The following is a 23,196-nucleotide window of genomic DNA, read 5'->3' as shown; positions in this document are numbered from 1 at the left end:
CCGGCTCGGGTGGATCTGCTTCGGGAGGCTCGACAGGAGGCGACAGCGGCGGTACCGACGGAGGCGCGGCCTCCGGTGGCACATCCGGCGGCGACGACGGCGGATCGAGCGGTGGTTCGGCCTCGGGTGGATCCGGTGGATCCGGTGGCTCAGGTGGCTCCAGCTCCGGCGGTTCAAGCTCGGGTGGTTCAGGATCTGGTGGTTCGAGTGGTGGCGACTCGGGCGGAAGCAATGGCGGGGACGGCGGCGGCGGTACCGACGGTGGTTCCGGCTCAGGTGGTTCCGGCTCGGGTGGATCTGCTTCGGGAGGCTCGACAGGAGGCGACAGCGGCGGTACCGACGGAGGCGCGGCCTCCGGTGGCACATCCGGCGGCGACAACGGCGGATCGAGCGGCGGCGCTTCGGGTGGATCCGGTGGTTCGAGCGGTGGCAGCAGCGGCGGCGGTTCTCACTCTGGTGGATCCGGCGGATCGGATGGCGGATCGGATGGCGGGTCGAGCGGTGGCTCATCCGGCGGTACGTCCGGTGGTTCGTCGGGCGGAGACAGTGGCGGCTCTTCCGGTGGTTCCGGTGGATCAGGTGGATCCGGTGGTTCGAGCGGTGGTAGCAGCGGCGGCGGCTCAAACTCCGGTGGTTCCGGTGGATCCGGCGGATCGAGTGGCGGATCGTCCGGCGGCACGTCCGGTGGTTCGTCGGGCGGAGGCAGCGGCGGTTCATCCGGTGGATCGGGCGGGTCCGGTGGTTCGAGCGGTGGCAGCAGTGGCGGGACCGGCGGCGTTACCGACGGAGGTCTGATCGGTGGTACGGGTTCCGGTGGTCTGACCGGTGGCAGCAGTGGCGGGACCGGCGGCGTTACCGACGGGGGTCTGATCGGTGGTACGGGTTCCGGTGGATCGAGCGGCGGCAGCAGTAGTGGTGGTTCATCGGGCGGATCGTCCGAGGGCTCGAGCTCTGGTGGCCGGCCCACCGCGCAGCCGGCACAGCCTGGCAACCCCGAGCCCCAGAATCCCGAGGACCCTGAGGGTCCCAAGGGTCCCGAGCAGCCCGAGACGGTGAAGGACTGTAACGCCAACGGCCTCAATGCCGGTGCCTTCGGCTCCGACGGCCGGGTGATCCTCGCGGTCGGCCCGGGCGATGGGGCTGGTGGCGCGGGCCTGGAGAACTCGGAGTCCGGTCTTGGCGCCCTTGCCGACGCCGCCATGGCCGCGAGCAGTGCCGTGATCTCCGGCTACGACACCTACCAGCAGGCCGAGAATGCCGTCGCCTGCTCGGTTGCCGGACCGCAGGACAACAACGACCACGACAACGACCAGAACAACAACGACCACGACGACGACGCCAACAGGAGCGACGGGCCGGAACCCAATCCCCATCCCGAGGTGGCGCTCGACCCGGACGTCGACGTGGAAGCGATTCAGGAGAGCATCGACGGCCAGGGCCATGTGACCTGGCGTGAGTCTCATGAACAGCTCTACCGCAATGACACCCGCCCGCCGAGCGTCATCTTCAACCAAGGCTTCGCGCCGCAGGATCCGTACAACCCGGACCTGGACAGCTACGTGAACAAGAGTGAGCATTCCGCCTTCGTCGGCACCACCAACAATGAAGCGTTCGCCAGCAAGTGGGGTGCCAAGTACGTCTACGACATCGATGCGCCTGGTGGCATCGACATCAATCAGACGTTCGGCCCCGACAGTCCCTTCTCCCACGAGGACGAAATCGCCTTCCCCGGCGGGGTCCGTCCCGAATACATCAAGGGCGTCTGGGAGGTGAAGCCGGACGGATCCCTCGGAAAGTACACCGCCAACAAGAACTTCAAGAGGTAGCCGGGGAAGGCGAGCGATCGGATGGGGCTCCGGCGTTGGCGCTGCGGGCTGCGTGGGTCGCTCTGATGCCTCGTCAGTCGGTGGCGGCAGACCGGGCCATGGGGTTCACCGAGCCGCCCGGTCATGCCGTCCCACGTCGGCGCAACATGGCGTCACGCGCCATGTTGCGCCGGCGGCAGCGGGAGTCCATTTCCGCGTGGGTCGGCGAGTGGGGCGGGAGATGACGGGGCCCTCGACCCGGTGGTGTGCCGGGCGAGGGCATCGTGCGTCCTGGACGACGAGACCTCTACGGCGCCGGGGGCGACCCGGCCGCCGGGGGTGGCGGGCGCGCCAGGCGCCGTGCAGGCGCAGTGCCTTGCGAGCGATGCCGTATGCCATACCTGTCCTGCACCGGTGTGATGCCCCGGACCTCGGACGGCACGGCTCAGTCCGCGGCCGCCCGCTCCCCGGCCGGGCGCCTGCGCCACGCCCGCTCGGTGATCGACGGCGGCTGCCAGACACCGTCGGCCTGATAGAGATCGGTGCCAGGTGCCACGATCTCGTCGATACGGTCGAGCACCGCGTCGTCGAGCAGCAGGTCGGCGCCCTTGAGCAGTGAGGCGAGCTGCTCCATGGTGCGCGGACCGACGATCACCGACGTGACGGCCGGATGCACCAGCGGGAAGGCGACGGCCAGTTCCGGCAGGGTGCAGCCCACCTCCTCGGCGAGAGCGACCAGTTGCTCGACGGCCGCGAGCTTCGCGGCGTTGCCCGGGACTGCGGGGTCGAAACGGTGCGGAGTGAGCTTGGCGCGGCCGGTGGTGAGGTCGACGGGCCGGCCCTCGCGATAGGCGCCGGACAGAAACCCCGAGGCGAGCGGTGCCCAGGTCAGCACTCCCATGCCCAGGCGCTGCGCGGTGGGCAGCACGGACCGTTCTATGCCGCGCGCGAGAACCGAGTACGGCGGCTGCTCCGTGCGCAGTCGCATCAGTCCGCGCCGCTCCGCCACATGGTGGGCCTCGACGAGGTCCTCGGCGGGGAACGTGGAGCAGCCGAACGTCCGGATCTTGCCTGCCCTCACCAGGTCGCTGAGGACGGAAAGGGTCTCCTCGATGTCGGTGGTGTGGTCGGGACGGTGCACCTGGTAGAGGTCGATCCGGTCCGTGTCCAGGCGCCGCAGGCTGTCCTCGACGGCTTTGAGGATCCAACGGCGCGAGTTGCCGCTGCGGTTGCGACCCTCTCCCAGCGGAAAGTGCACCTTCGTGGCGAGTACGACGTCGTCGCGTCTGCCCTTGAGGGCCTTGCCGACGATCTCCTCGCATTCACCGGCCGAGTACATGTCGGCGGTGTCCACGAAGTTGATGCCGGCGTCGAGCGCGGCGTGGATGATGCGTGCGCTGTCCTCGTGGTCGGAATTGCCGACGGCACCGAACATCATCGTCCCGAGGCAGTGGGTGCTGACCTCGATGCCGGTCTTGCCGAGGACTCGGTAGCGCATGAGGGTGCTCCTCGCAGGTGGTGGGGGCGGGTTGGGAGCGTCAGCCTAGGACTTGGAGTGCACGCGAGGGCAAGGGCATGGGGGGCTCCGTCGAGCCGCGTTGTCCGTTGCGCCGAGGCGGTCACTGCCCCCTCGCGATCAGCACCTGCCGCTTGCGGCGGAATTCCGTCCACGGGCCGAGCGGCACCGCCACGGCCGCGCCCACCGCGGGGTCGGTGGCCTGTCCGGTGCGAGCCGTCCGGGGGCATCGTCTTGCTTGGGTGAGCAAGCCCTCGCTATCGTCTTGCTCATGCAAGCAAGAAATGGCACGGGCAAGCAAGCACCAGGGCGCAGGACCAGGCCCTCGTTCACCGAGACGGGGCGCCGCGCCCAGATCGCCGCCGCGGCGATCGACGTCATCGCCGAGGTCGGATACCACCGGGCCTCGTTCGCGAAGATCGCCGAGCGTGCCGGGCTGAGCAGCACCGGGATGATCTCCTACCACTTCGACGGGCGGGACGACCTGATGCGCGAGGTCGTCTCCGAGGTGATGCGGCTGGCAGACGGCTACATCCGCCCCCGCATCGAGGCGCACGAGAGCTACGCGGCCCGCCTGCGTGCCTCCATCGAGGGCAACCTCGACCTGCTCGCCGAGTACCCGAACCATCTCGCGGCGATCGTCGAGATCCTCGCCAACCTCCGCAGCGGCGAGCCCGGCATGGTCGCCTTCCTCGAGACGACAGAGGCGAGCCTCGCCGTCCAGGTGGAACAGATCCGCAAGGGGCAGCGTGCAGGGGAGTTCTGTGACTTCGACCCCTGGGTGATGATGCGGGCGGTCCGCGCCGCCATCGACGACGTGGTGCGCCGCGCCACCCACGAACCCGAACTCGATGTGCGGGCCGCCGGCCGGGAGCTGGCGGACTTGTTCGACCGCGCCACCAGGAACACGTCATGACCGCAGCGGACACGGGGGAACACACCATGGCAATGCATCCGGCACCACAGACCGGCACGGACCGGGCCGCCGCGACGCCGGCCCGTCGCCGCACCGCCGCGCTGCGGCGACGGCTCGCCGCGCAGCTGCTCTTCGAGCTCGCCCTCCCGCTCGGCTCCTACTACGGGCTGCGCGCGGCCGGCGCCGGCCAATGGCTCTCGATGATCGCCGGCGGCTTGTTACTGCTGCCGTGGCTCGGCTACGGGATCGTGCGGCACCGGCGCGTGGAGGCGATGGCAGTCTTCACGCTGAGCCTGGTGGTGATCGGAACACTGCTGTCCCTGATCACTGCAAGCCCACGCGTGCTGATGATCAGGGACAGCTGGCTGACCGCCACGATCGGGCTCTGGGTCCTCGGCACGCTGCTCACCCGGCGGCCGTTCATCATGACGACCTCACGCGGCATCGTCATCGCCAAGGTCGGCGAGGACGGACTCGCCGCCTGGGAGGCACGGTGGGACACGGAGCCGATGTTCCGTCACCACCTGCGACTGCTCACGGGTGTGTGGGGCGCGGTCTTCCTCCTCGATGCGGTGCTGCGCATCGCGCTCGCGTACACGATCCCGGTGGACACCTTCCCGCTCACCAGCACCGTGCTCTGGCTGAGCCTGCTCGGCGGGCTGATCGCGTTCCACAACTGGTACCTCACCCGGCACGGCCTGAAGCTCTAGGGAGAACGATGGACGCCGGGGTCGAGGTACTGATCACGGGAGCGGGTCCTACCGGCCTGCTGCTCGCCAACGAGCTGGGCCTGGCAGGGGTACGGGCGGTCGTCGCGGAGCGGCTGCCCCACCGGACCGGCCAGTCCAAAGCGCTCAACCTGCAGCCGCGCACCGCCGAGATTCTGCACTGTAGAGGCTGGCTGGAGCCGGTCCTGCACCGGTCGCTGGCACTCCTTCCCTCCGGCCACTTCGCCGGGCTGCCACTCGACTACGGTGCACTGGACACCGCGTTCCCGCACCAGGTCGGCATCCCACAGGCCCGCGTCGAGGAGTTCCTGGAGGACCATCTCGCCGAATACGGTGTCCAGGTGCTCCGGGGCCGGGAGTTGGTGTCGTTCCGGCAGGACATGGACGGGGTCACCACCACCCTCCGCGCACCGGACGGCGCCGAGCGCACCGTGCGGTCCGGGTACCTGGTGGGCGCCGATGGTGGGCGCAGCACCGTACGCCGCGTCCTGGGCGTGCCCTTCCCGGGGCGGGACGGCCGCGTCAACATGGCCGTCGCCGACATCGAACTCGCTCTCGCGGAGGCCGAACCCGACGTCCTCGGCGAGCCATGGCGCCTCCCCGACCTCAGCCCTGACCCCGCGGGCTTCGCTTTCCTGCTTCCGCTCGGCGAGGGAGTGCACCGGCTGATCTTCGCCGGCCCCGAGCAGCAGGGCGTGAGCCGTGAGGCTCCGGTCACCGAGGACGAGGTGCGTGCGGCACTGTCCCGCTGTCCAGGCCCGCCGCACGAACTGCGTGCCGTCCGCTGGGCGTCCCGCTTCACCGACGCCTCCCGGCAGGTTGAGCGGTACGCCGAAGGCCGAGTGCTGCTGGCCGGTGACGCCGCCCACATCCACGCCCCCGCAGGCGGGCAGGGCCTCAACCTCGGCATGCAGGACGCGTTCAACCTGGGCTGGAAACTGGCCGCCGTGGCCCAAGGGCGAGCCCCGTACGGGTTGCTGGACACCTATCACGCCGAGCGGCACCCGGTCGGCGCCCGGGTACTGGCCAACACCCGTGCGCAGATGGTGCTGACGCTCCCCGACCCGGATGCCGTGGTGGTGCGCGAGTTGCTCGCCGACCTGCTCGCCATACCGGAGTCCAACCGCCGGGTCGCCGCCATGATCGCCGGGACGGACATCTGCTACCCGATGCCCGGGGCGCCGGACCACCCGCTGCTGGGGGTGCGGGCGCCCGACGTCCCCCTGCCGTCCGGCCGCGGAGCCCTGCTGGCCGGCGCCACGTCGGCAGCCGCTGCCGCGGTGGGCGGATGGGCGGACCGGGTCGACCGTCGTGACGGCAGGTCCGCGGCCGACGGCAGCGAGGCGTTGCTGGTCCGCCCGGACGGGCATGTCTGCTGGGCCGGCCCGGAGGACGACGCAGCCGGTCTGCGCGCCGCTCTCGTCCGTTGGTTCGGTGCGCGGAGCCAAAAAGCGTGCGCGTGACGCCGGATCGGATCACTACTTGGGCATAGGGCCCAGTTGCCGTTCTCCATACACATGGCCTCCAGGAGCGGCACAGGCTCGATGAGCCTCGCCGCTCTCGCGCTTCGTAGCCGTGGATCAGGAGCCATGGCGCGTCAGCCACCGGTGCAGCGCCGGCCGGCGGAACGGGTGAGGCCGCCGGCTGTTTAAGGTGGCGGCCGCTGCCCCAACCCAACGCCCGAGGGGCCGGGTGGCGGCTCCTGCGCTGCAGGCCTGCACAGGTGTGTCACGCGTCGCAGTGTTTGATGACCACGGGCGTGGTAGCGACGCTCCCGGTGGTCCGTGTCGTTCCGCCCTGGGTCACATCGGCCTTGTAGCGGATCCGGTAGGTTCCCGGGACGCACTCGGCAGAGACCTCGTAACTTTCCCCCTTCCTGCGCGAGACGGCCGTCGGGTCGTCGACACGGATGGAGGGCGTTACTTCGTACTCGCTGGGCGGCAGAGTCGCCCATTTGCCGTGCGTCCTGTGCTGCAGGGACGCCTGCAGAAGGTACCTGTCCGGACGGGAAGCGCATCGCGCCCGGACCGTGCCACTGAGCACCCACTCGAGATCGCCGCCATCACGCACGGTCACCGCGCTGCCGTCTGTCGCAACGGAGCAGCCGGCCACAACGGTGTTGCGTTCACCGGATGCCGGCGTGGCCGCTGGCGTGCCGGCCGCACAAGCAGTGCCTGCGACACCCAGCAAAGCGGTCAGTGTCCCGAGGACACCTGCGTGGTTGATCAAGTCTTCTCCTCTGACACCGGCGGTACCGGATCGGCAGGATCACCCTCAGGGCATCGGCCCCGGTCTGCGCACCGTTGGGTGACCGGGCGCTCCTGGCGCGCACCGCCGGACTCAACGCGGCACATGGTTCTCATGCACGGGGAGCCGTCCCGTGGTGACCCCATTGCCATCAGGTCACGGGTTCCCACACACGAAGAGTGCCGTCGGGATACGCCGGTTCCAGAATCCGCGATGGAGGAAAGTCGAGCATGGCCAGGCACGCCCAGACGGTCACCTGACTCACAGGTCGGCCGTATGTGAGCTCGGCAGCCGTGACTGATGCGTGCTCCTGATCGGTGGCGCGTCCTTCGTGTCGTAGGCCTCCCGGACCCCAACGACCTCGCCGTGCCCTTGGCAGCTGTCGTGTTTCAGTAAACAGTTGGCCAGAGCGAAGGCATCCTCGGTTTTGGGGTGGGTCTTGCCCAGCCGGGTGTTCAGGATCAGCGCGCCCCTGCGCGCGAGGTTCGCTGCGGTCGGGTCGTTCAACGCGTGCACGGCTCGGGCCTTGAGCAGCAGGGCGTACCCGATGTACAGGTGGTCCGGCGCGTAACTGGCCTCGCGGATCCGTAGCGCCCGAGAGATCAGCGGCACGGCCACGGCGTGGTCCTCCAGGTCGAGGTGGACACTCGCCAGTGCTATCAAGTCGAAGCTCACGTACGGGTCGTCCGGCCCGTACGCTGCCTCGTCGATCCGCAGCGCCCGCTCGGCCAATGGCACCGCCGCCTCGTGATCACCGAGAAGGTGTCGGATTCGTGCCAGGGTGGCCAAGTCCGTCGCGATGGCGGGACTATCCGCCGGGAGACAGGACTCGTGCAGGCTCAGAGCACGTTCCGCCATCGGAAGCGCTCGCTCCGGCGCGCCGCGGTCCCGGTGGATCTGCGCCAAGGTAATCAGGTCGAAGCCGATTTCCGCATCCCTCTGTTCGAGCGATTCGTCGATCGCGAAGGCACGCTCACACAGGGGCAGTGCCACCGGGTGGTCCCCGACCGAAAGGAGGAACGCCGACGCCAGCCTCAGCAGCACCGCCGTCTCCGCAGCGCACTCGGTCGGCGGCTCGTCCTTGGTCACCACAAGCGCGTGCGGGAGCAGTTCTTGCCATCGCGATCGCGCATCAGGGTCACCGTGGATGTCGTGTGGCACGGCCGCGAGCAGCGCACGGCACAGTCGCACCCGAGCGTCGGTGCGCACGTCGTCCGGCATCGCGGCGCGGATGGCGGCCTGCACCAGCCGGTGCAGCACAAGTGAGGAGGCTCCGCGCCTCGCGAGCCCAAGGCCGGCCAGAGCACCGACCGTCGTGTCCCACGCCACCGGGTCGGCCGCGGCTGCAATGAGTGTTTCCGTGCTGCCGCTGAACAGGTCCAGCGGGATCGGCTCCGGCGCCAGCAGGGCACACAGCTCCAGCAGCCGTATCGCTTGCGGCTGCTCGATCTCCAGCCTTCGCACGCTGAGCTGCCACAGTGTTGCGACCACTACCGTCGGCCGGTCCGCCAGCTCGCCCAGCGCGATCATGTCCTCCAGCCGGGACGTCAGCAGAGCCAGGTACTCCTCAGGCGCAGTCTGGTTGTAGTCCATGTACCCGGCCGCCTGCTCCAGCGCCAGCGGCAGGTCCCCCAGGTGCTCGGCGATCCGGTCCGCCACCACTGTGGTCATGCCGCACACCCGCCGGGCCAGCAGCTCCACCGCCTCGCGCCTGGTGAACACGTCCAGGTCGATGACGCCGGCTCTGCTCGACCAGCCGCGCAACCTGGTCGTGACGATGACGTGACCGTTGCTCCCCAGGTCACCCGACGGCAGGGCGTCCACGAGCGTGCCAGGTCTCTCCCCGTTGTCGAAGATGATCAGCCAGGGCCTGTGGTCCAGTAATTTGCCGTACACCTGTGGGACGACCTGCTCGGAGCTCACCTCCGCCAGTCCCAGCTCTCTGGCCAGCGATGCGAACTGCGACGCCACCAGATCGGGATCCTCGGCGTCCACGAACGCCACGAACCGGTATTTCGACCGGTAGAGGTAGGCGTACTCAACCGCAAGCTGCGTCTTGCCAACACCACCCAGCCCGTGCACGACCTGCATCGCGCCATCGTTGCCCGAGGTGAGGCGCTGGCGTAACTCCCGCAATGTGGCGTCGCGGCCGGTGAAGTTGGTGTTGCGCGGCGGCAGCCGATAGGTCGCCGGACGGGGTCGCGAGCCCGGAAAACGCGCCGCCGGTGCGCGGACCTCCCCGACAGCGGTCTCGAACAGGTCAGTGAGCGTGGCATGGTCACCCCGCAATCGCGCCAGTTCTTCCTCGGAGGAGAGGTCGATCCGACCGGCGTGCGCGGCGCGGACGCATGCGGTCACGTAGGCCGCGACCCGCTCCCACGGGGGCGGCTTTGTGAACTTGCCCGCCAGCAGGTCCGACAGCGACGACCGAGTGAGGACTTTGTTCTCGTCGTAGGCCAGCAGCTGCGCCTGGGTGGGTGACCCCGAGGACGTGCGCAACCGCTGCAACCGGTTGACAAACCAGCTTTGTGGCGAGTTCGGTCCCCTCATATTCGCCGCTTTCCCCCGTCTCGCTCTCCGGAATCGTCCGGACTTCGGAGTCCAAAAATGTAGCTCATCCAGCGGGGGAGCCCAGCGGATCCGGGCTCCTCCGAGACCGCCGCACCCGAGCGGCGCCACCCCTCAACGTAGACGGCGGCACAGGTGCCGCAGCACATCCCGACCGTCGAAGGAGTACAGCTCACGTCTTGTCGCTCAATCTCGGACTACGACACCAACGGGACAACGGCGAACAAGAACCCGGCAAGGCTTCCCACGCGTCTCGGTCGCCGCTGCAGGCAGTGACGAACGCGAGCGTCGTCCTGACCAATCCCAACAAGCCGGTCGCCGGAGGCATCCGTGCAACGACGAAAACCGATGCCCAAGCCCTGGAACCACCATCTCGGGCCGGCCAAGGACATCATCCGTCTGCGGTTCGTCGGCTTCGGCTGTCAGTTCCGGGCAACACCTTCTCATCACACATCAGGGAACCGGAATGACCGGGCGGTGCCACAGGCGGCGCGCCAATAATCTGAACTCGAGGGGATCAATCATGGAACTCAAGAGAAACCTCATTCGACTCGCCGGTGCGGGCGCGGCGATCGCATGCGGCTCGACGCTGCTGCTCGGCGGCGCAACCTCGGCGCAGGCGGCGCCGGTGAACTACCAGGTGATCAACGGCAACAGCAGCAACTCCTGTCTCCAGGTGAACATCTCGGGAGGCAAGGGAAACCTCGTCCTCGGCACCTGTGACCGCAGCGCGAAGCAGGTGTGGCAGATCAGCGGCGGCATCTTCAGGAACCCGGCATCAGGCCACTGCCTCGACGGAAACGGCGCGGATGTCTACACATTCCCGTGCAACGGTGGCGAGTTTCAGAAGTGGACGACCACGTCCGGCAGTGCGAAGTCCATCAGGCACACCCAGAGCGGCAAGTACTTGGACGCGAACGGAAGGGTTGGGGCCCAGGTCGTGTTCCAGTCCACCATCGGGGCGGCGTCCCGATGGGTGATCGACCCGGTGTGATGAATCGGCTGACCCCGTGAGTGCGGCGGGCCGTCCCCTCTGGCGGCCCGCCGTCCCGGAAGACACCGGTGTCCTTGCCGCTTGTCGGTAACCACGTGTGCCAGGTACAACCCCAGGGCTTCGGCGTAGTCGCTTGACGTCAGGATCGTGATGGTCGGTCAGTTCGGCTGGTTCAGGGAACGTGACAGGCCCGGGCTCCCAAGATCACGGAGTTCTCGACGCCCCGTGATCCGAGTGGAAGGCCGTGCCTGCCGACGCGTCATCGCCGATCCCGCCTGCCCCTGACCAATTCCGCCGGCATCCGGCGGCCGTGCTCGAGGACATCCCGGGCCTGCTGGAGCGGTTGGGCGAGTTGCCCGACCCACGAGATCCCCCCGCGGTGTGCGACACGCTCCGGTCGTCGTACTCGTGCTGAGCGCGTGCGCGGTTCTGGCCGGAGTAACCTCCCTGCTGGCAGTCGGCGAGTGGATTGTTGACGCCCCGTCCTCTGTCCTGGAACGCCTTGGCGTGCGGCCCGATCCGCTCTGGTCGTGACCAGCGACGCCCCTGCACACCCAGCGCGAGCACGCCGATTACCTGCCCGGCCGGGACGCGCACTACATCGTGATCGTCAAAAGGTCGAGGCCGTGCACCATGCCAGGGATGTGACGTTCGCAGAGGACACTTCCCAGCTGCGAACCGGTACGGCGCCTCCCGCCATGGCCACCTGGCGCGATCTCGCCATCGGCGCCCTCCGCCTGGCCGGGGACACGAACCTCGCCTCCCTACTGCGGCACAACGCCCGTGACGCGGCCGCCCTGCACCGGTTGATCGGTCGGTTTCGGAGCATCGACACCCACGCCCCCGATTACGACGGATCGCCGGCAGCCGTCCACCGCATCCCTCGCCGAGGATCACGCGAGCCGTGGCCGCACTCGCACATGACGGATTTCCTCGCTCTCTCCTGCGGCGGAGCGTGCTAAGTACATTCAACGAGCTTGCTATACACGGGGGTTCCTCATGGTGTTTGTACGCGATCTGGTGCGCGACGTGGTGGCGGAGCACGCGGCGCACGAGCTGCCGCTCGTCGACAGCTTGCGGAAGTTCGACGACGACCGGGTCATCCGCATCCTCACCCGGCAAGGACGGAGCAGGGAACCGCTCGGTTTCGGCTACGCCGAGGTGGCCGCGTTGGTCACCCCCGTGGTCTGGCTGGTTCTCGACCAGGCGGCCCGGCGCGCGGCTGACGTGGCTACGGAGAGCGCGATGGCGCGCGGCCGGGCGGGGGTCCGAAGGCTGTTGCGCCGTGCTCCGGCCGCATCGGACCGGGTACTGATCGAGTTGGCCCCCGCTGAACTGGCGCTGGTGCGGAGGCACATCCTGGAGGGCGCGGCCGAGCGGGGCATCGAACGCCGGGAGGCCGAGGCCCTGGCGGACGGTGTCGTGGCGCGGATCGCGACGGGCCGTCATGAGCGGCCCGAGGCACCTGACACACCCGAAGCGCCGGACGCCGTAGCGTGAAACCCTTCGATCCGCCGAGGAGTGTCACCGGAACCGGAGCCCGCTTCGCGCTCCTGATGATCCTCGTGACGGTGTCGAGCATCCCCATACTCGACACCGTGCTCTCCAGCACCCTGGACAGGATCGACAACCTGGGGGACGACAAGCAAGGCACCGGTTGTCTGTTGGCCGCAGGGTTCGACCCGGCAAGCAGCGATACGGACAATCTCCTGGCGACCATGAGCCGTCCGGACGCCTTGATGAAGTGCCTCGGCCAACAGCCGGAGTCGTACCGGGGCCTGATCGCGACCTTCGTGCTGCTCGCTGTGGCGGGGCTGGTGTACTGGTTACTGCCGACAGTGCGTGACCGGCAGCGCAGGTTGGTACCGGTCTCCGAGGTTGATGCCGACGGCACACTGGCGGCGGAGCTGGATGCGCTGCGCGAGCGCACCGGAATCCGCTCGGACCTCCGCTTCCGCGTGGATTCGGCCCGGATGACCTCTGGTGCCAGCGTCTACGGTCGTACCGGGAGCTACACCGTGTGCCTGCACGCGGGCTTGTTGGCCCGGCGCGGTACGGACTCCGAGGGCTTCCGCGCCGTCGTCCTTCACGAACTCGCTCACGTGCACCACCGTGATGTGGACTACGCCTACGCCGGCACGGCCCTGTGGCGGGTCTTCGTCCTTCTCGCCCTGCTGCCGGACTTCGTCTGGGTCGGCCGGGTCTTCTTCCTCGCCCTGTCCGGCACCGATTCACCGTGGTGGCCCGGGGCTGTGCCCGAACTCCTGGCCTTCATCTTTGCCGGACTCCTTCTGGCCGGACTGGTTCATCTGGCCCGGGCCGACCTGCTGCGCCGACGTGAATTCCAAGCTGACCGCCAAGCGGTGGAGTGGGGCGCGCACCCCGCCAACTGGAACCGCCCCGACCCGTCGGGCGCTGTGGCGCCCTTGCTGCACCGGCTCACCGCGCTGCTGCGGACGCACCCCGGCTGGGCCGAACGCAGGCGAGCCCTCAGCGATGCCGGCCACCTACTCGGGGTCAGCCGGCTGGAGATGTTCCTGACCGGTGTCTCGGCGTCTCTCCTGTACGGATCGCTGGGGACACTGCCCCTCCTGAGCTGGAGCCCCGCCCTCTGGCTCACGGTCGCTCTGGCGGCCCCGGTGGTCTGTATCGCCCTGGGCCTCCCGATCGTACGGACCGTGCGCACGGCCGACGGGCCTACCGGGTCCGGCGCGCTCGCAGGCGTCTGGCTGGGCTGCGGCCTGCTGGTGGGGGAATTCGTGAGCAGCGGGCGGTACCGGTTCGACTGGCTGCTGCCGAAGCCCCAGTATCTGCTGGCGTTCCTGTTCATCGCCGCCGTGCCCGCGGTGTGGTGGTCCCAGACCCTGCGCCTGGCCCTCGGCCTGCCGAAGCGGGGACAGCGCCGGGCAGCCGCGGTGCTCTGCGCGCTGGTGACTGCCGCGATGCTGTGGGGCGGGCTGCTGTGGTGGCATCTGGGAGGCGAGCGCATCGCCTTGGGAGCCGGCGACATGGGTGGGGCGCTGGCCAAGTCCTACGCCACATCGGTCCCGGGCAATTGGCAGGACTACAGCCTGGACCTGTCGACCCTCTCCGTCGGCATGCCCATGCTGACAACGCTGTACAACGAGAGTCTGGTCAGCGTTACGACGCTCCTGATGTGGCTAGTGCCGATGGTCCTTCTGCTACTGCAGCGCGCGGGCGCAGGTCTTCGGGCGCGTCGGACACTCGGTGCCGGTCTTGCTGGGGGTCTGGCGTCCTGGGCGGGGCTGGCCCTGGCGTCGTACGTGATGTACGCCCAGAGGCCGGTCACGTTCAAGGAGCGGGTCGGACCCTTTCTCATCGTCCATGTGTGGTGGGTGATCGTGACGGTGATGGCGGCCTGTCTGCTGACGGCCGCGCTTGTGGCGGCCTTCTCCCGGCGGCACTGGTTGTTGCGCGCGCTGATCGCCGCGCAGGTGGTCCAACTGATGGCGTACGGCGGGGTGTTCCTGCTCTTCTCCGCCGATGGCTGCCTGGGGCCGTTGAACACCGCCTTCGATGTCTGCCAGGGGCACCCCAGGCAGGCTCTGGCCGTCGACCGCGCCGTCACCGTCCTCACGCTCACCAACGCGGTCATCGGCGCGGGCTGCGCGGCCCTGGTGGGTGCGGGCCTGGCATGGGCAGTGCGCCGGTTGCGGGGGCAGCCGGCATCGGACGTGCCTGCGGTCCTTGCGCAGACCGTTCCGGTCCGCCGGCGCCTGGTACTCCTGAAGGCAGGTACGGTCCTCGTGCTCGGCGTACCCGCTCTGGTGCTGACCGCCGTGACGAGCACTCAGGCATCCTCCTCGCCCGTCGTGGCCCAGCCCCGGCAGGAGCACTCCGAGCCGGACAGGACAGGGCCGGGCAGGTCAGAGCCGGGCCGCACCCCGTCGGCGACGAAGGCGCCCAAGATCCGCACGTGGCAGACCTGGTCCTGGCTGAACCAGGGAGGGGCTCTGCACGAACAGCAGATCCTCGCCGCCTCGATGGAACTGAACGCCGCGATCCTGAAGACCAAGGCCCAGAAGCCGAAGAGGAACGGGAAGGTCTCGGTGGACGACAAGACGTTCAACCGTGCCTGCGGCACCTTGCGCAAGCGGGTCGAAGAAGCCCAGGACTACTTTCCTGTCCCCGACCATGACCTGCAGAAAACCTGGTCGGATGCGCTGAGCCGGATGCATCACGGGGCCAGCGGCTGCCAAGAGGCGATGTTTCCGCCCAAGGGTGAGCCGCACAAGACCAAAGGGGAGCGTGAGCGGCTCTTCATCACATCCCTCAACGAGATCGCCGAAGGGATGCCCGACCTCGGCAGTGCGATCAAGGACATCAAGAAGGCGGCCACCTCGAGGACCAAGTAGGGTCGGCGTTCCTGCGCGGGCGTTCGCCGTCGAGGACACCCTCCGCTTCGACCGGCTCGTGCTCGGCCTCGCCGCCGAGCACGTGCCGGCCCCCAAAGTTCCTGGTTTGACGCCCCGCGCCCGACGCCCGCGGGAAAAGGCGTTGGGCACGACGACCGCGGCTGGTAGCGTGCACGTGACCGTGAAGCCGTCATCAGGAGGTGAGACCCGTGAACGCTGTGTCCCATGGGCGCTCCCCCCTCGCTCCTTTCACGGTCGGGCGACTGACATAGGTGTCGCCGGGAGTGCCTGAACACAAGGCTCTCCTGAAAGGCAGACACCTATGAACACTGTGCATTTCACTGCGGGCGTGGCCGGGCAACCGGTGGTGGTCACGCAGGTCGCGGAACAGGAATGGCAGGCTCTTGCCGACGACCAGGTGGTCGGCTGCGGCGACGTCGCACACAGGCCCGACGGGCGGATCTTCATCAGCATCGATTCGTGGCACAGCGCAGCCTTCGGCCGACTCGCCGATGCGATGCTGGCCCACCTGCCCCGGCCCCTGTACACGGTGGTCGACGAGGCTGACCGCGATATGCGATCGAGCTGGGAGCGGGTAGGCTTCACCACCCGACGCCGCGAGTGGGAGTACCGCGTGTGCACCGACCCGCGGGCCACGGGGCTCGACGTGGTGCAGCCGCCATCGGGCGTGACGATCGTGCCCGCGGGGGAAACGGAGGAAGGCCCTCTGCGCGCGTTGGACCGCGCCATTCGGGAGGAGGTCGAGGCCACCGTCGGATGGCAGACGATGCCGGCCGAGGTATTGCCGCGCCCGCATGGGGTCACCCTGGTGGACCCGTCGAAGTACGCGGTGGCAGCGGCGTCCGACCAGTACGTGGGCCTGGTCCGGATCGCGCCGGTGCCCCGACTGCCGCGGATCGGGCTGATCGCAGTCCGGGCCGACCATCGGCGCCGTGGCGCCGCCCGGGCGCTGCTGGCTCACGCACTGGGTTCGCTGCACCGCACCGGGATCGAAACCGCAGTGGCCGAAGTGGACGAATCCAACCAGGCAGCGACGGCACTGCTCGACGGCATCGGCGCCCAGCGCGCGGGCAGCAACCTGGAGTTGGTGTGCCGCTGACGCCCCATCATTCACCGCCCGACCGGACCGAGGCCGGAGTACGGGTGATACAGGTCACCCGATGCGCCGGCATCGGTTCCGCATGCACAAGGTGGCCGGGCTCGGCAGGCCGCCGGCAACAGCTGCGTGTGCCTGGGTATCGCGATTGCGGTGCGCCGACGGGATTCGTCTCCGTGCCGATCTGACAGCCGCCGACCGAAGAAACGAGAGAACGTGACAAGAACAGCAAAAGGCATCGAAGTCGAGGGCACCGTCGTCGAGTGCCTGCGCAACGCCACCTTCACTGTGGAGCTCCAGAATGGGCACACGGTGCTCGCGCACATCAGCGGGAAGATTCGGAAGAACTACATCAAAATCCTGCCGTACGACCGAGTGCTCGTGGAGCTCAGCCCGTACGACCTCACCCGCGGCCGGGTCATCTACCGATACCGGTCGTAGCGGCGCCTGGGACGTGCCGATTCGGCCCAGGGACGGCCGACAGCAAACCGGCGCTGACCCCACCGCCGCCCGGACGGGTCAACTGATCAGGAACTGCCCGGCGATTGCTGTGGGGCCGGAAGACCCATGGGGTTGGGAAAGGGAATGGTGCCGGAGGTGAGGACCTGGTCCGCGGCAAGGCTGAGCAGGTCGAGGAGCTGGTTGGCCTCGGTGTGAGTGACTGCGCGGTAGGGCCGGACGGCCAGGGCATCGGTGCGCACCTCGATATGGGCGCGCAGGCCGTGTCCCTCGGCGGTGGGGTGTCCGCTGCCGCTCAGTAGTCCCCGTGCGGTGAGGCGGTCCGCAGCGGCCTGCCAGTCCTCCTCGGACCAGCCACGGTTGTCCCGCAGTACCGCAGCGGGCACGCCTTCCCCTGCGGCGAAGAGTACGAGAGCCTCGCAGCCGTCCAAGCCCTCGGCGGTCAGCACGGCGACATGGCCGTCACCACGGTGCTCGCGCAGCGTGGTGGCGGCCTGCCAGAGGGCGCCGACCGGGTTCTCCGACGCGGGCAGACCACGGTTTGCGGCGAACAAGGGGCGCCCGGCGCCATCCGCAACGGCAATCGCTCGTTCCAACAGGGGGACGACCTTCGCCGCCGTATCCGCCGCCGACGGCGCGATGCGGCGCAGTGCTGCGGTGGCCGCCTCGGCGCGGGCGCGGAGCACGGCCTCGGGTGTGGCGAATCCCCATGCGTCGGGGATCGAGCGTCGCACCATGGCAGGGTGGAAGCCGAAGAAGGCCGCCTCCACCACACCCGCCGTCACCGCCCCCAGCGGTGCGACCCGGGCTGCGAAGTAGCCCATCCAGAACCCGCGCAGGCCGACCTCGCGGTTGGCCTCGCGACTCTCAGGCGCGAAGTACGTGACCGCATGCAGGGGTTCCAGAACCTGCCAGACCGCACGGGCGAATGCTGCTTCCACGGGGGCATCGTCTCAGACGGCCGCACCGCCGCACGGGTCTTTCCAGCCCAAGCCCTGGGCATTCACAGCGAGTTCGGTGTCCGGACAGGCATACCGAGAGGGAACGTCGGGGCTTGCAGCGGCGAAGACTCGACATCACCTCATGGCAGTCGGCCTGGAGTCAGCGCCGCGCGCGCCACGAACCGCGGCCAGTGCACATGCCGGGCCCGGTCCGGTCGAATTCCTTGGCGGGTCCGGAGGGAGGAGTGGCAACGCCCATGGCGGTGATCTCCTCAGGGTCGGTGGGAGGCTGTGGTGTCGGGGCTCTCTTGCTGGTCGGGCACGTACTTGTAGCCCACGCGCCGTACGGTGACGATCCGGTGCCGGTGAGCCCTGCCCAGCTTGCGGCGCAGCCGCGCGATGTGGACATCCACGGTGCGGCCGTCGCCGATGTGGTCGTAGCCCCAGATGCCGGCCATCAGCTGCTCCCGCGAGTGCACCTGCTGGGGATGCTCAACGAGATGGGCCAGCAGCCCGAACTCCAGGTAGGTCAGATCGAGTTCGCGTCCGTCCAGTTCCGCGACATGTCGCGCGTGATCGACACGGAAGACACCGTCACCTGTCTCCTCCGCGCGAGGTGAGTCCGTGTATGCGACCGGTCGGATTTCCGGCCGTGGCACACCCTTGGCGAAGAGCTGGGTGGGGTCGGTGCCCTCGGGGACGAGCACAAGGTAGCCGACGAGGGATGCGGAGCCGTGTGCCCCGGTGCCGCCCGTGGTGGTGTCGCCCACGAGGCGCAGATGGCGCACGTCGAGGGCTGGTGCATCCGATGAAGTGGGCTGGGCCGGAAGTGCCGTGGTCATGGCGGTCGTCCTTCGGGAGTACGTCGGGCCGTCAGGCGCAGTAGTGGGTTCGCCTGATCACCCGGGATGAGAGAAGGAGCGGAGTTGGCACGCGAGACGAGTGAGCCGCGTGCCCTACGCGCGACAGCAGGCGGCGCTGACGACGTGACCAAAGTCGACATGCCGACGACGAACGAGTCGTTGCTGCGTGCGGGACATGTGCATCATCGTGCGCACCACCGGGGCGGGCCGTCAATACTTCCCTAGCAAATCGATAGGGAATGTGGGGAAGGCGACACGGCGGGTGGGCTCACCGGCCGCCCTCGACCGCGCGGCGGGCGCTGGGCGCGGTCGCTTTGGACAGGTCGGCGCGCAGCGCGGCCAGCCGGACCCTGTGCCTCTGCAGAGGTGTGGGCGGCAGTGCGCGGGCGGATCCTCGCGCGTAGTGGCGCTCGACGTAATACTGTCCCGCGCCGAGGACGGTCGTGACGGCGATGTACCAGAGGGTGGCGACCATCAGCAGCGGGATGACCTGGTAGGTCTGGTTGTAGACCAGTTGCACCGAGTACAGCAGGTCGTGCACGGCCAGCACGCTGACGATGCTGGTGCCCTTCAGCGTGCCGATCAGCATGTTTCCCGCGGCGGGGACGACGGAGCGCATTGCCTGCGGAATGACGATCCGGCGCAGGGTGCGGCGCCTGCCGATGCCGAGAGCCTGGGCGGCCTCGGTCTGGCCGGAGTCCACGGAGAGAATGCCGCCGCGGACCACCTCGGCGGCGTAGGCGGCCTCGTGCAGAGTCAGGCCGATGACTGCGGTGAGGGTGGGGCCGAGCAGGTTGACCGTCTTGACGGTGACGAACTGAGGACCGTAGGGGATGCCGAGACCGAGCGTCGGGTAGAGGGCACCGATGTTGAACCAGAACAGCAGCTGTGCCAGCAGCGGGGTGGACCGGAAGATCCATACGTAGCCCCAACTCAGCACGCGCAGAACCGGGTTGGCGGACATCCGCATCACGGCCAGGGGAGTGCCGAGCAGGAAGCCGAGCACCATCACGATGCCGGTCAGCCACAGGGTGAGCAGCAGCCCGTCGAGCACGGCGGCGGTGGTGAAGTACCGTCCGACCACGTCCCACTGGAAGGCGTCGTTGCGGACGACGGAGTCGACCACCATCGCGAAGGCCAGCAGCGCCGCGGCAGCAGTCAGCCGGCGGCCGACATACCGGCGGGGCACGATCCGTGGCAGCTCGTCGTCGGGACTCGGGCGGCCCGAGGTGCTGCCGGGGGTTGCCGAGCGTTCTGCGTGTGGGGCGGCTGCGGAGACGCGGGAGGAATCGGCGATGTCGGATGACGAGACCATCAGGATGCTCTCCAGGGGAGGGAGGCGCGGGCGTCGGAGACCACCCGGCGGCGCGCGTTGGTGAATCCCGATCAGGCGCAGTGCGGGCACGGGCGGTGGTGGGCTTTGCGTCATCACGGTCGCCGCGTCCCTCAACGCGGCCGGTGCAGCTGCCGCGTCGCGCGCGGCGGAGCCGGACCGTCCTCGATCGTATGGGCGTACCACGCGCATGTGTCAACCACCCACATGAACTGCAGAACGCCGGTCCGGCATCCGGGCAGTGGTTGACGAGAAGCGAGATGTACTGCTCAATTACTCGCATGAATGCCGAGCAGCACCTGGTCACCCGTGACCACATCGACTTCGGTCGTGTGTGGTCCGCAGCGTGTTGCGCCTGACGCGGCAGCGGGCCGTCTGACCGGCCCTTCCCTCCCTCGGTAATCCCGTCGTGGGCCGAGTTCCTCCCTTCGCGGCACCGTCGTACGCATGCGCTGAACACACGCTGAATCCGCGTACGGACCGGGCCTGCGATACCTGACCGCGCTGTCGCCGCCCGACCTCGCCCGAGGCCCATGCCCCGGCGTCATCACACCTGCCCACCATCTGGTTCCCGGCGCTGAAGCGCGGTCGACGCGCTGCGCCGAGGGCTGCTCCGCCGTGCTCGCGTGCCGCCCACGGCACGGCTCCGGAGCACTCGAGGAAAGGCCATCTCCCATGCCCGTGGAGTTCCTTGGCATCGCCGCCACCCATGACGGCTCGGAAACCACCCCGCGCTCCGGCGCCGCTTTCGACAAGGAGTACACGCTCCGGCTGGCCCGGGCCCACGAGGAACACGGCTGGGACCGGGTGCTGTTCGCCTACGGCTCAGGCTCGCCGGATCCCGCGCCGGCCGCCGCCTACGTCGCGAGCAAGCTGGACCGCCTGCAGCTCCTGCTGGCCCACCGGCCCAACGTGTCGTACCCGACCTTCGCCGCGAAGACCTTCGCCACCCTGGACCGGATCAGCGAGGGCCGGCTGACCGTGCACTTCATCACCGGCGGCAACGACCGTGAACAGGGCCGCGAGGGGGACACCCTCACCAAGGACGAGCGCTACGCCCGCACCCGCGAGTACATCCGGATCGTCAAGAAGATCTGGACCACCCACGAGCCCTTCGACCACGAGGGCGAGCACTACCGCTTCCACGACTTCGTCAGCGACGTCTTCCCCGTCCAGCAGCCGCGGCCGAACGTGTCGTTCGGGGGCTCGTCACCCGCCGCGTACGCCGCCGGGGGCGCCGAGGCCGACATCTACTGCCTGTGGGGCGAGCCCCTGGAGAGGACCGCCGAGCAGATCGAGGCGGTGAAGGCCGCCGCCGAGGCCGCGGGGCGTACGGACGTGCCGCGCATCCAGGTCGCGTTCCGCCCGATCATCGCCCCGACCGAGGAACTGGCCTGGGAGAAGGCCCGCCGTACGGTCGGCGCCATCAAGGCCCGCAGGGCGAAGGGTGAGCCGGTCACCAAGCGTCACAACGGGCACGCGACGTCGCAGGCCGCACCACCTCAAAACGTCGGCTCGCAGCGGCTGATCGCCATCGCCGAGGCGGGGGAGCGCTACGACCGGGCCCTATGGACCCCGACCGCTGCCGCCACCGGCGGCGCGGGCAACTCGAACGCCCTGGTCGGAACCCCGGAGACGGTCGCCCAGGCGCTGCTCGACTACTACGACCTCGGCGTCGACATCCTCTCCGCCCGCGGCTACGACCTGCTGGGCGACGCCATCGACTTCGGCCGGTACGTGATCCCGATCGTTCGCGAGGAGGTCGCCAAGCGCGACGCCGAGCAGGCGGTGCGCGGCCCGCAGACCCTCGCGGTGGTGAGCGGATGACCTCCGTCGCACAGCAGCCGCCGAACTCGGCCGAGCTTGCGGTCATTCACGTCGCCGTGTCCGACCCGCGCGTGAGACCCCTGCTGCGCGAACTCGGAGACGAGTACTCGACCCGCTACGGCAAGGACGCCCACGCCGAACTCGCCCGCTATCCCGACGCGGAGTTCACCGCACCCCACGGCGGCGTCCTGCTCCTGCTGCTCGAACAGGGTGAGCCGGTCGCGGGCGGTGCCTTCCGCCGGTACGACGAGACCACGGCCGAGCTGAAGCGCATCTGGACGCACTCCGCCCACCGGCGGCGCGGTCTGGCCCGACGCGTCGTCGCCGAGCTGGAGCGCGAGGCGAGCGCCCGCGGCTACCGGCGGATCCACCTGACCACCGGTCCGCGCCAGCCCGAGGCCCGCGGCCTGTACCTGACGACCGGCTACACCCCGCTCTTCGACACCGACGCGGACCCGGAAACCATCGGCCCCCTGCCTTTCGAAAAGCACCTGCCGGCCACACCACACCAAGGAGAGAGAGCCAACCCATGAGCGTCCGTGGCATCGGTACCCGCGACCCGCGACGTGCGACACGTCCGCGCATCGCCGTCACCGTCGCGGTACTGCCCGTACTGGTGCTGACCGCGTGTGGCTCCGGCGCGCCCTCGGCCACCCCGCCGGCGGCCGCCCAGGCACCGACGGACAATCCGGTCGCCTCCGTACACAAGGTGGACTCCGTCGCGGCCCTGCTGCCCGCCGACGTCCGCACGTCGGGCACGCTGCGGGTCGGCAGCGCGATCGGGCTCCCGCCCGGGGCGTACTACCCGAACGGGCAGGACAAGCCGCCCGCCGGCCAGGACATCGACATCGCCGAGGCGGTGGCCAAGGTCCTCGGCGTCAAGCCGGAGCGGCAGGACGCCTCCTTCGAGACGATCCTGCCGGCCCTGGGCAGCGGCAAGTACGACGTCGGCACCGGAAACTTCGGCGTCACCACCGAGCGGCTGAAGACGGTCGACTTCGTCACCTACATCAACGACGGCCAGGGCTTCGCGGTGAAGAAGGGCAGCACCGCAGTCAAGACGAAGGTCACGGACCTCACCCAGCTGTGCGGGCTGACCATCGGCACCGGAGCCGGAACCACCTTCGAGGCGACCCTCACCGCGCAGAAGGGGGTGTGTGCCAAGGCGGGCAAGAAGCCGTACGACGTGAAGGTCTACTCGGAGAACGGAGCGACGCTCACCGCACTCCAGCAGGGCCGGATCGACGTGATCATGTCGACCATCAACGGCCTGCGCCATCAGGCGGCACAACCCGCCTCGCAGACCACCTTCCTCGGCGAGTACCACCGCCTCGACGTCGGCTTCGCCTTCAAGAAGGGCTCCCCACTCACCAAGGCGTTCCAGGCTGCCGTCGACGAGCTGATCAAGAACGGCACATACGCCCGGATCCTCAAGAAGTGGGGCACCTCCGCCTCCGCGATCAAGACGTCACGGATCAACCCGCCCGAGCACACGTAACGACTGAG

General features: G+C 69.0%; 19 protein-coding genes. 13 read left to right on the top strand and 6 right to left on the bottom strand.

Annotation, left to right across the window (positions count from 1 at the left end; translation table 11 throughout):
- On the top strand, positions 1–607 hold a 607-nt coding region (locus ACWCP6_RS20345), incomplete at its 5' end, for a hypothetical protein (RefSeq protein WP_450933853.1).
- Positions 608–1,052: 445 nt separating this feature from the next.
- Entirely contained in the window at positions 1,053–1,826 is a 774-nt protein-coding gene (locus ACWCP6_RS20340; protein ID WP_450933852.1) for a scabin-related ADP-ribosyltransferase, read from the top strand.
- 424 nt (positions 1,827–2,250) lie between these two features.
- Here ACWCP6_RS20340 and ACWCP6_RS20335 read toward each other — a convergent pair whose 3' ends face one another.
- Positions 2,251–3,303 (bottom strand): aldo/keto reductase, encoded by a 1,053-nt coding sequence (locus tag ACWCP6_RS20335; RefSeq protein WP_450933851.1) that lies wholly within the window; start codon positions 3,301–3,303, stop codon positions 2,251–2,253.
- A gap of 289 nt (positions 3,304–3,592) precedes the next feature.
- On the opposite strand from ACWCP6_RS20335, the gene ACWCP6_RS20330 reads away from it, so the two are divergent.
- The 3 genes from ACWCP6_RS20330 to ACWCP6_RS20320 are packed head-to-tail and all read left to right on the top strand — an operon-like array spanning position 3,593 to position 6,428.
- Positions 3,593–4,237 carry a TetR/AcrR family transcriptional regulator gene (locus tag ACWCP6_RS20330; RefSeq protein ID WP_450933850.1) on the top strand — a complete coding sequence of 215 codons (645 nt, stop codon included), beginning with the start codon at positions 3,593–3,595 and terminating at the stop codon, positions 4,235–4,237.
- Between the two features lie 26 nt (positions 4,238–4,263).
- On the top strand, positions 4,264–4,947 hold the full coding sequence (locus ACWCP6_RS20325; RefSeq protein ID WP_450933849.1) for a VC0807 family protein: 684 nt from the start codon (positions 4,264–4,266) through the stop codon (positions 4,945–4,947).
- 8 nt (positions 4,948–4,955) lie between these two features.
- Positions 4,956–6,428, top strand: a complete 1,473-nt coding sequence (locus tag ACWCP6_RS20320) for an FAD-dependent monooxygenase (RefSeq protein WP_450933848.1) — start codon at positions 4,956–4,958, stop codon at positions 6,426–6,428.
- 265 nt (positions 6,429–6,693) lie between these two features.
- On the opposite strand, the gene ACWCP6_RS20315 is transcribed toward ACWCP6_RS20320, so the two are convergent.
- Together ACWCP6_RS20315 and fxsT are read right to left on the bottom strand one after the other, a co-directional pair.
- The gene (locus ACWCP6_RS20315) at positions 6,694–7,194 is read right to left on the bottom strand and encodes a hypothetical protein (protein WP_450933847.1); all 501 of its coding nucleotides are present in this window, start codon (positions 7,192–7,194) and stop codon (positions 6,694–6,696) included.
- A gap of 279 nt (positions 7,195–7,473) precedes the next feature.
- Positions 7,474–9,762 carry an FxSxx-COOH system tetratricopeptide repeat protein gene (gene fxsT, locus ACWCP6_RS20310; protein WP_450933846.1) on the bottom strand — a complete coding sequence of 763 codons (2,289 nt, stop codon included), beginning with the start codon at positions 9,760–9,762 and terminating at the stop codon, positions 7,474–7,476.
- A 541-nt stretch (positions 9,763–10,303) separates the two neighbouring features.
- On the opposite strand from fxsT, the gene ACWCP6_RS20305 reads away from it, so the two are divergent.
- From ACWCP6_RS20305 to infA, 5 genes are all read left to right on the top strand, one after another.
- Positions 10,304–10,774 (top strand): RICIN domain-containing protein, encoded by a 471-nt coding sequence (locus ACWCP6_RS20305; RefSeq protein ID WP_450933845.1) that lies wholly within the window; start codon positions 10,304–10,306, stop codon positions 10,772–10,774.
- Between the two features lie 999 nt (positions 10,775–11,773).
- Complete coding sequence (locus ACWCP6_RS20300) at positions 11,774–12,274, top strand: hypothetical protein (RefSeq protein WP_450933844.1); 501 nt, start codon at positions 11,774–11,776, stop codon at positions 12,272–12,274.
- Positions 12,275–12,345: 71 nt separating this feature from the next.
- Complete coding sequence (locus tag ACWCP6_RS20295; RefSeq protein WP_450933843.1) at positions 12,346–15,150, top strand: M48 family metallopeptidase; 2,805 nt, start codon at positions 12,346–12,348, stop codon at positions 15,148–15,150.
- A 322-nt stretch (positions 15,151–15,472) separates the two neighbouring features.
- Positions 15,473–16,270, top strand: coding sequence for a GNAT family N-acetyltransferase (locus tag ACWCP6_RS20290; RefSeq protein ID WP_450933842.1), 798 nt, complete (start codon positions 15,473–15,475; stop codon positions 16,268–16,270).
- A 213-nt stretch (positions 16,271–16,483) separates the two neighbouring features.
- Entirely contained in the window at positions 16,484–16,708 is a 225-nt protein-coding gene (gene infA, locus ACWCP6_RS20285; protein WP_450933841.1) for a translation initiation factor IF-1, read from the top strand.
- Between the two features lie 86 nt (positions 16,709–16,794).
- Here the strand turns inward: infA and ACWCP6_RS20280 are convergent, their stop codons facing one another.
- The 3 genes from ACWCP6_RS20280 to ACWCP6_RS20270 form a co-directional block, all read right to left on the bottom strand.
- Positions 16,795–17,667 (bottom strand): SCO6745 family protein, encoded by an 873-nt coding sequence (locus tag ACWCP6_RS20280; protein ID WP_450933840.1) that lies wholly within the window; start codon positions 17,665–17,667, stop codon positions 16,795–16,797.
- A 272-nt stretch (positions 17,668–17,939) separates the two neighbouring features.
- Entirely contained in the window at positions 17,940–18,509 is a 570-nt protein-coding gene (locus ACWCP6_RS20275; protein ID WP_450933839.1) for a winged helix-turn-helix domain-containing protein, read from the bottom strand.
- Positions 18,510–18,798: 289 nt separating this feature from the next.
- Complete coding sequence (locus ACWCP6_RS20270) at positions 18,799–19,845, bottom strand: amino acid ABC transporter permease (RefSeq protein ID WP_450933838.1); 1,047 nt, start codon at positions 19,843–19,845, stop codon at positions 18,799–18,801.
- Between the two features lie 693 nt (positions 19,846–20,538).
- On the opposite strand from ACWCP6_RS20270, the gene ACWCP6_RS20265 reads away from it, so the two are divergent.
- The 3 genes from ACWCP6_RS20265 to ACWCP6_RS20255 are packed head-to-tail and all read left to right on the top strand — an operon-like array spanning position 20,539 to position 23,188.
- Positions 20,539–21,690, top strand: coding sequence for an LLM class flavin-dependent oxidoreductase (locus ACWCP6_RS20265; RefSeq protein ID WP_450933837.1), 1,152 nt, complete (start codon positions 20,539–20,541; stop codon positions 21,688–21,690).
- Positions 21,687–22,223: a GNAT family N-acetyltransferase gene (locus tag ACWCP6_RS20260; protein ID WP_450933836.1), complete on the top strand. Its 537-nt coding sequence runs from the start codon at positions 21,687–21,689 to the stop codon at positions 22,221–22,223. Before ACWCP6_RS20265 ends, ACWCP6_RS20260 begins: the two co-directional genes overlap by 4 nt.
- The gene (locus ACWCP6_RS20255; RefSeq protein WP_450933835.1) at positions 22,220–23,188 is read left to right on the top strand and encodes an ABC transporter substrate-binding protein; all 969 of its coding nucleotides are present in this window, start codon (positions 22,220–22,222) and stop codon (positions 23,186–23,188) included. The genes ACWCP6_RS20260 and ACWCP6_RS20255 overlap by 4 nt, the downstream gene beginning before the upstream one ends.
- Positions 23,189–23,196 lie beyond the last annotated feature (8 nt).

It is taken from the genome of Streptomyces sp. NPDC002004 (assembly GCF_053593975.1).
The sequence above is the reverse complement of the archived record's forward strand: the minus strand, read 5'-3'. Positions and strand labels throughout refer to the sequence as shown.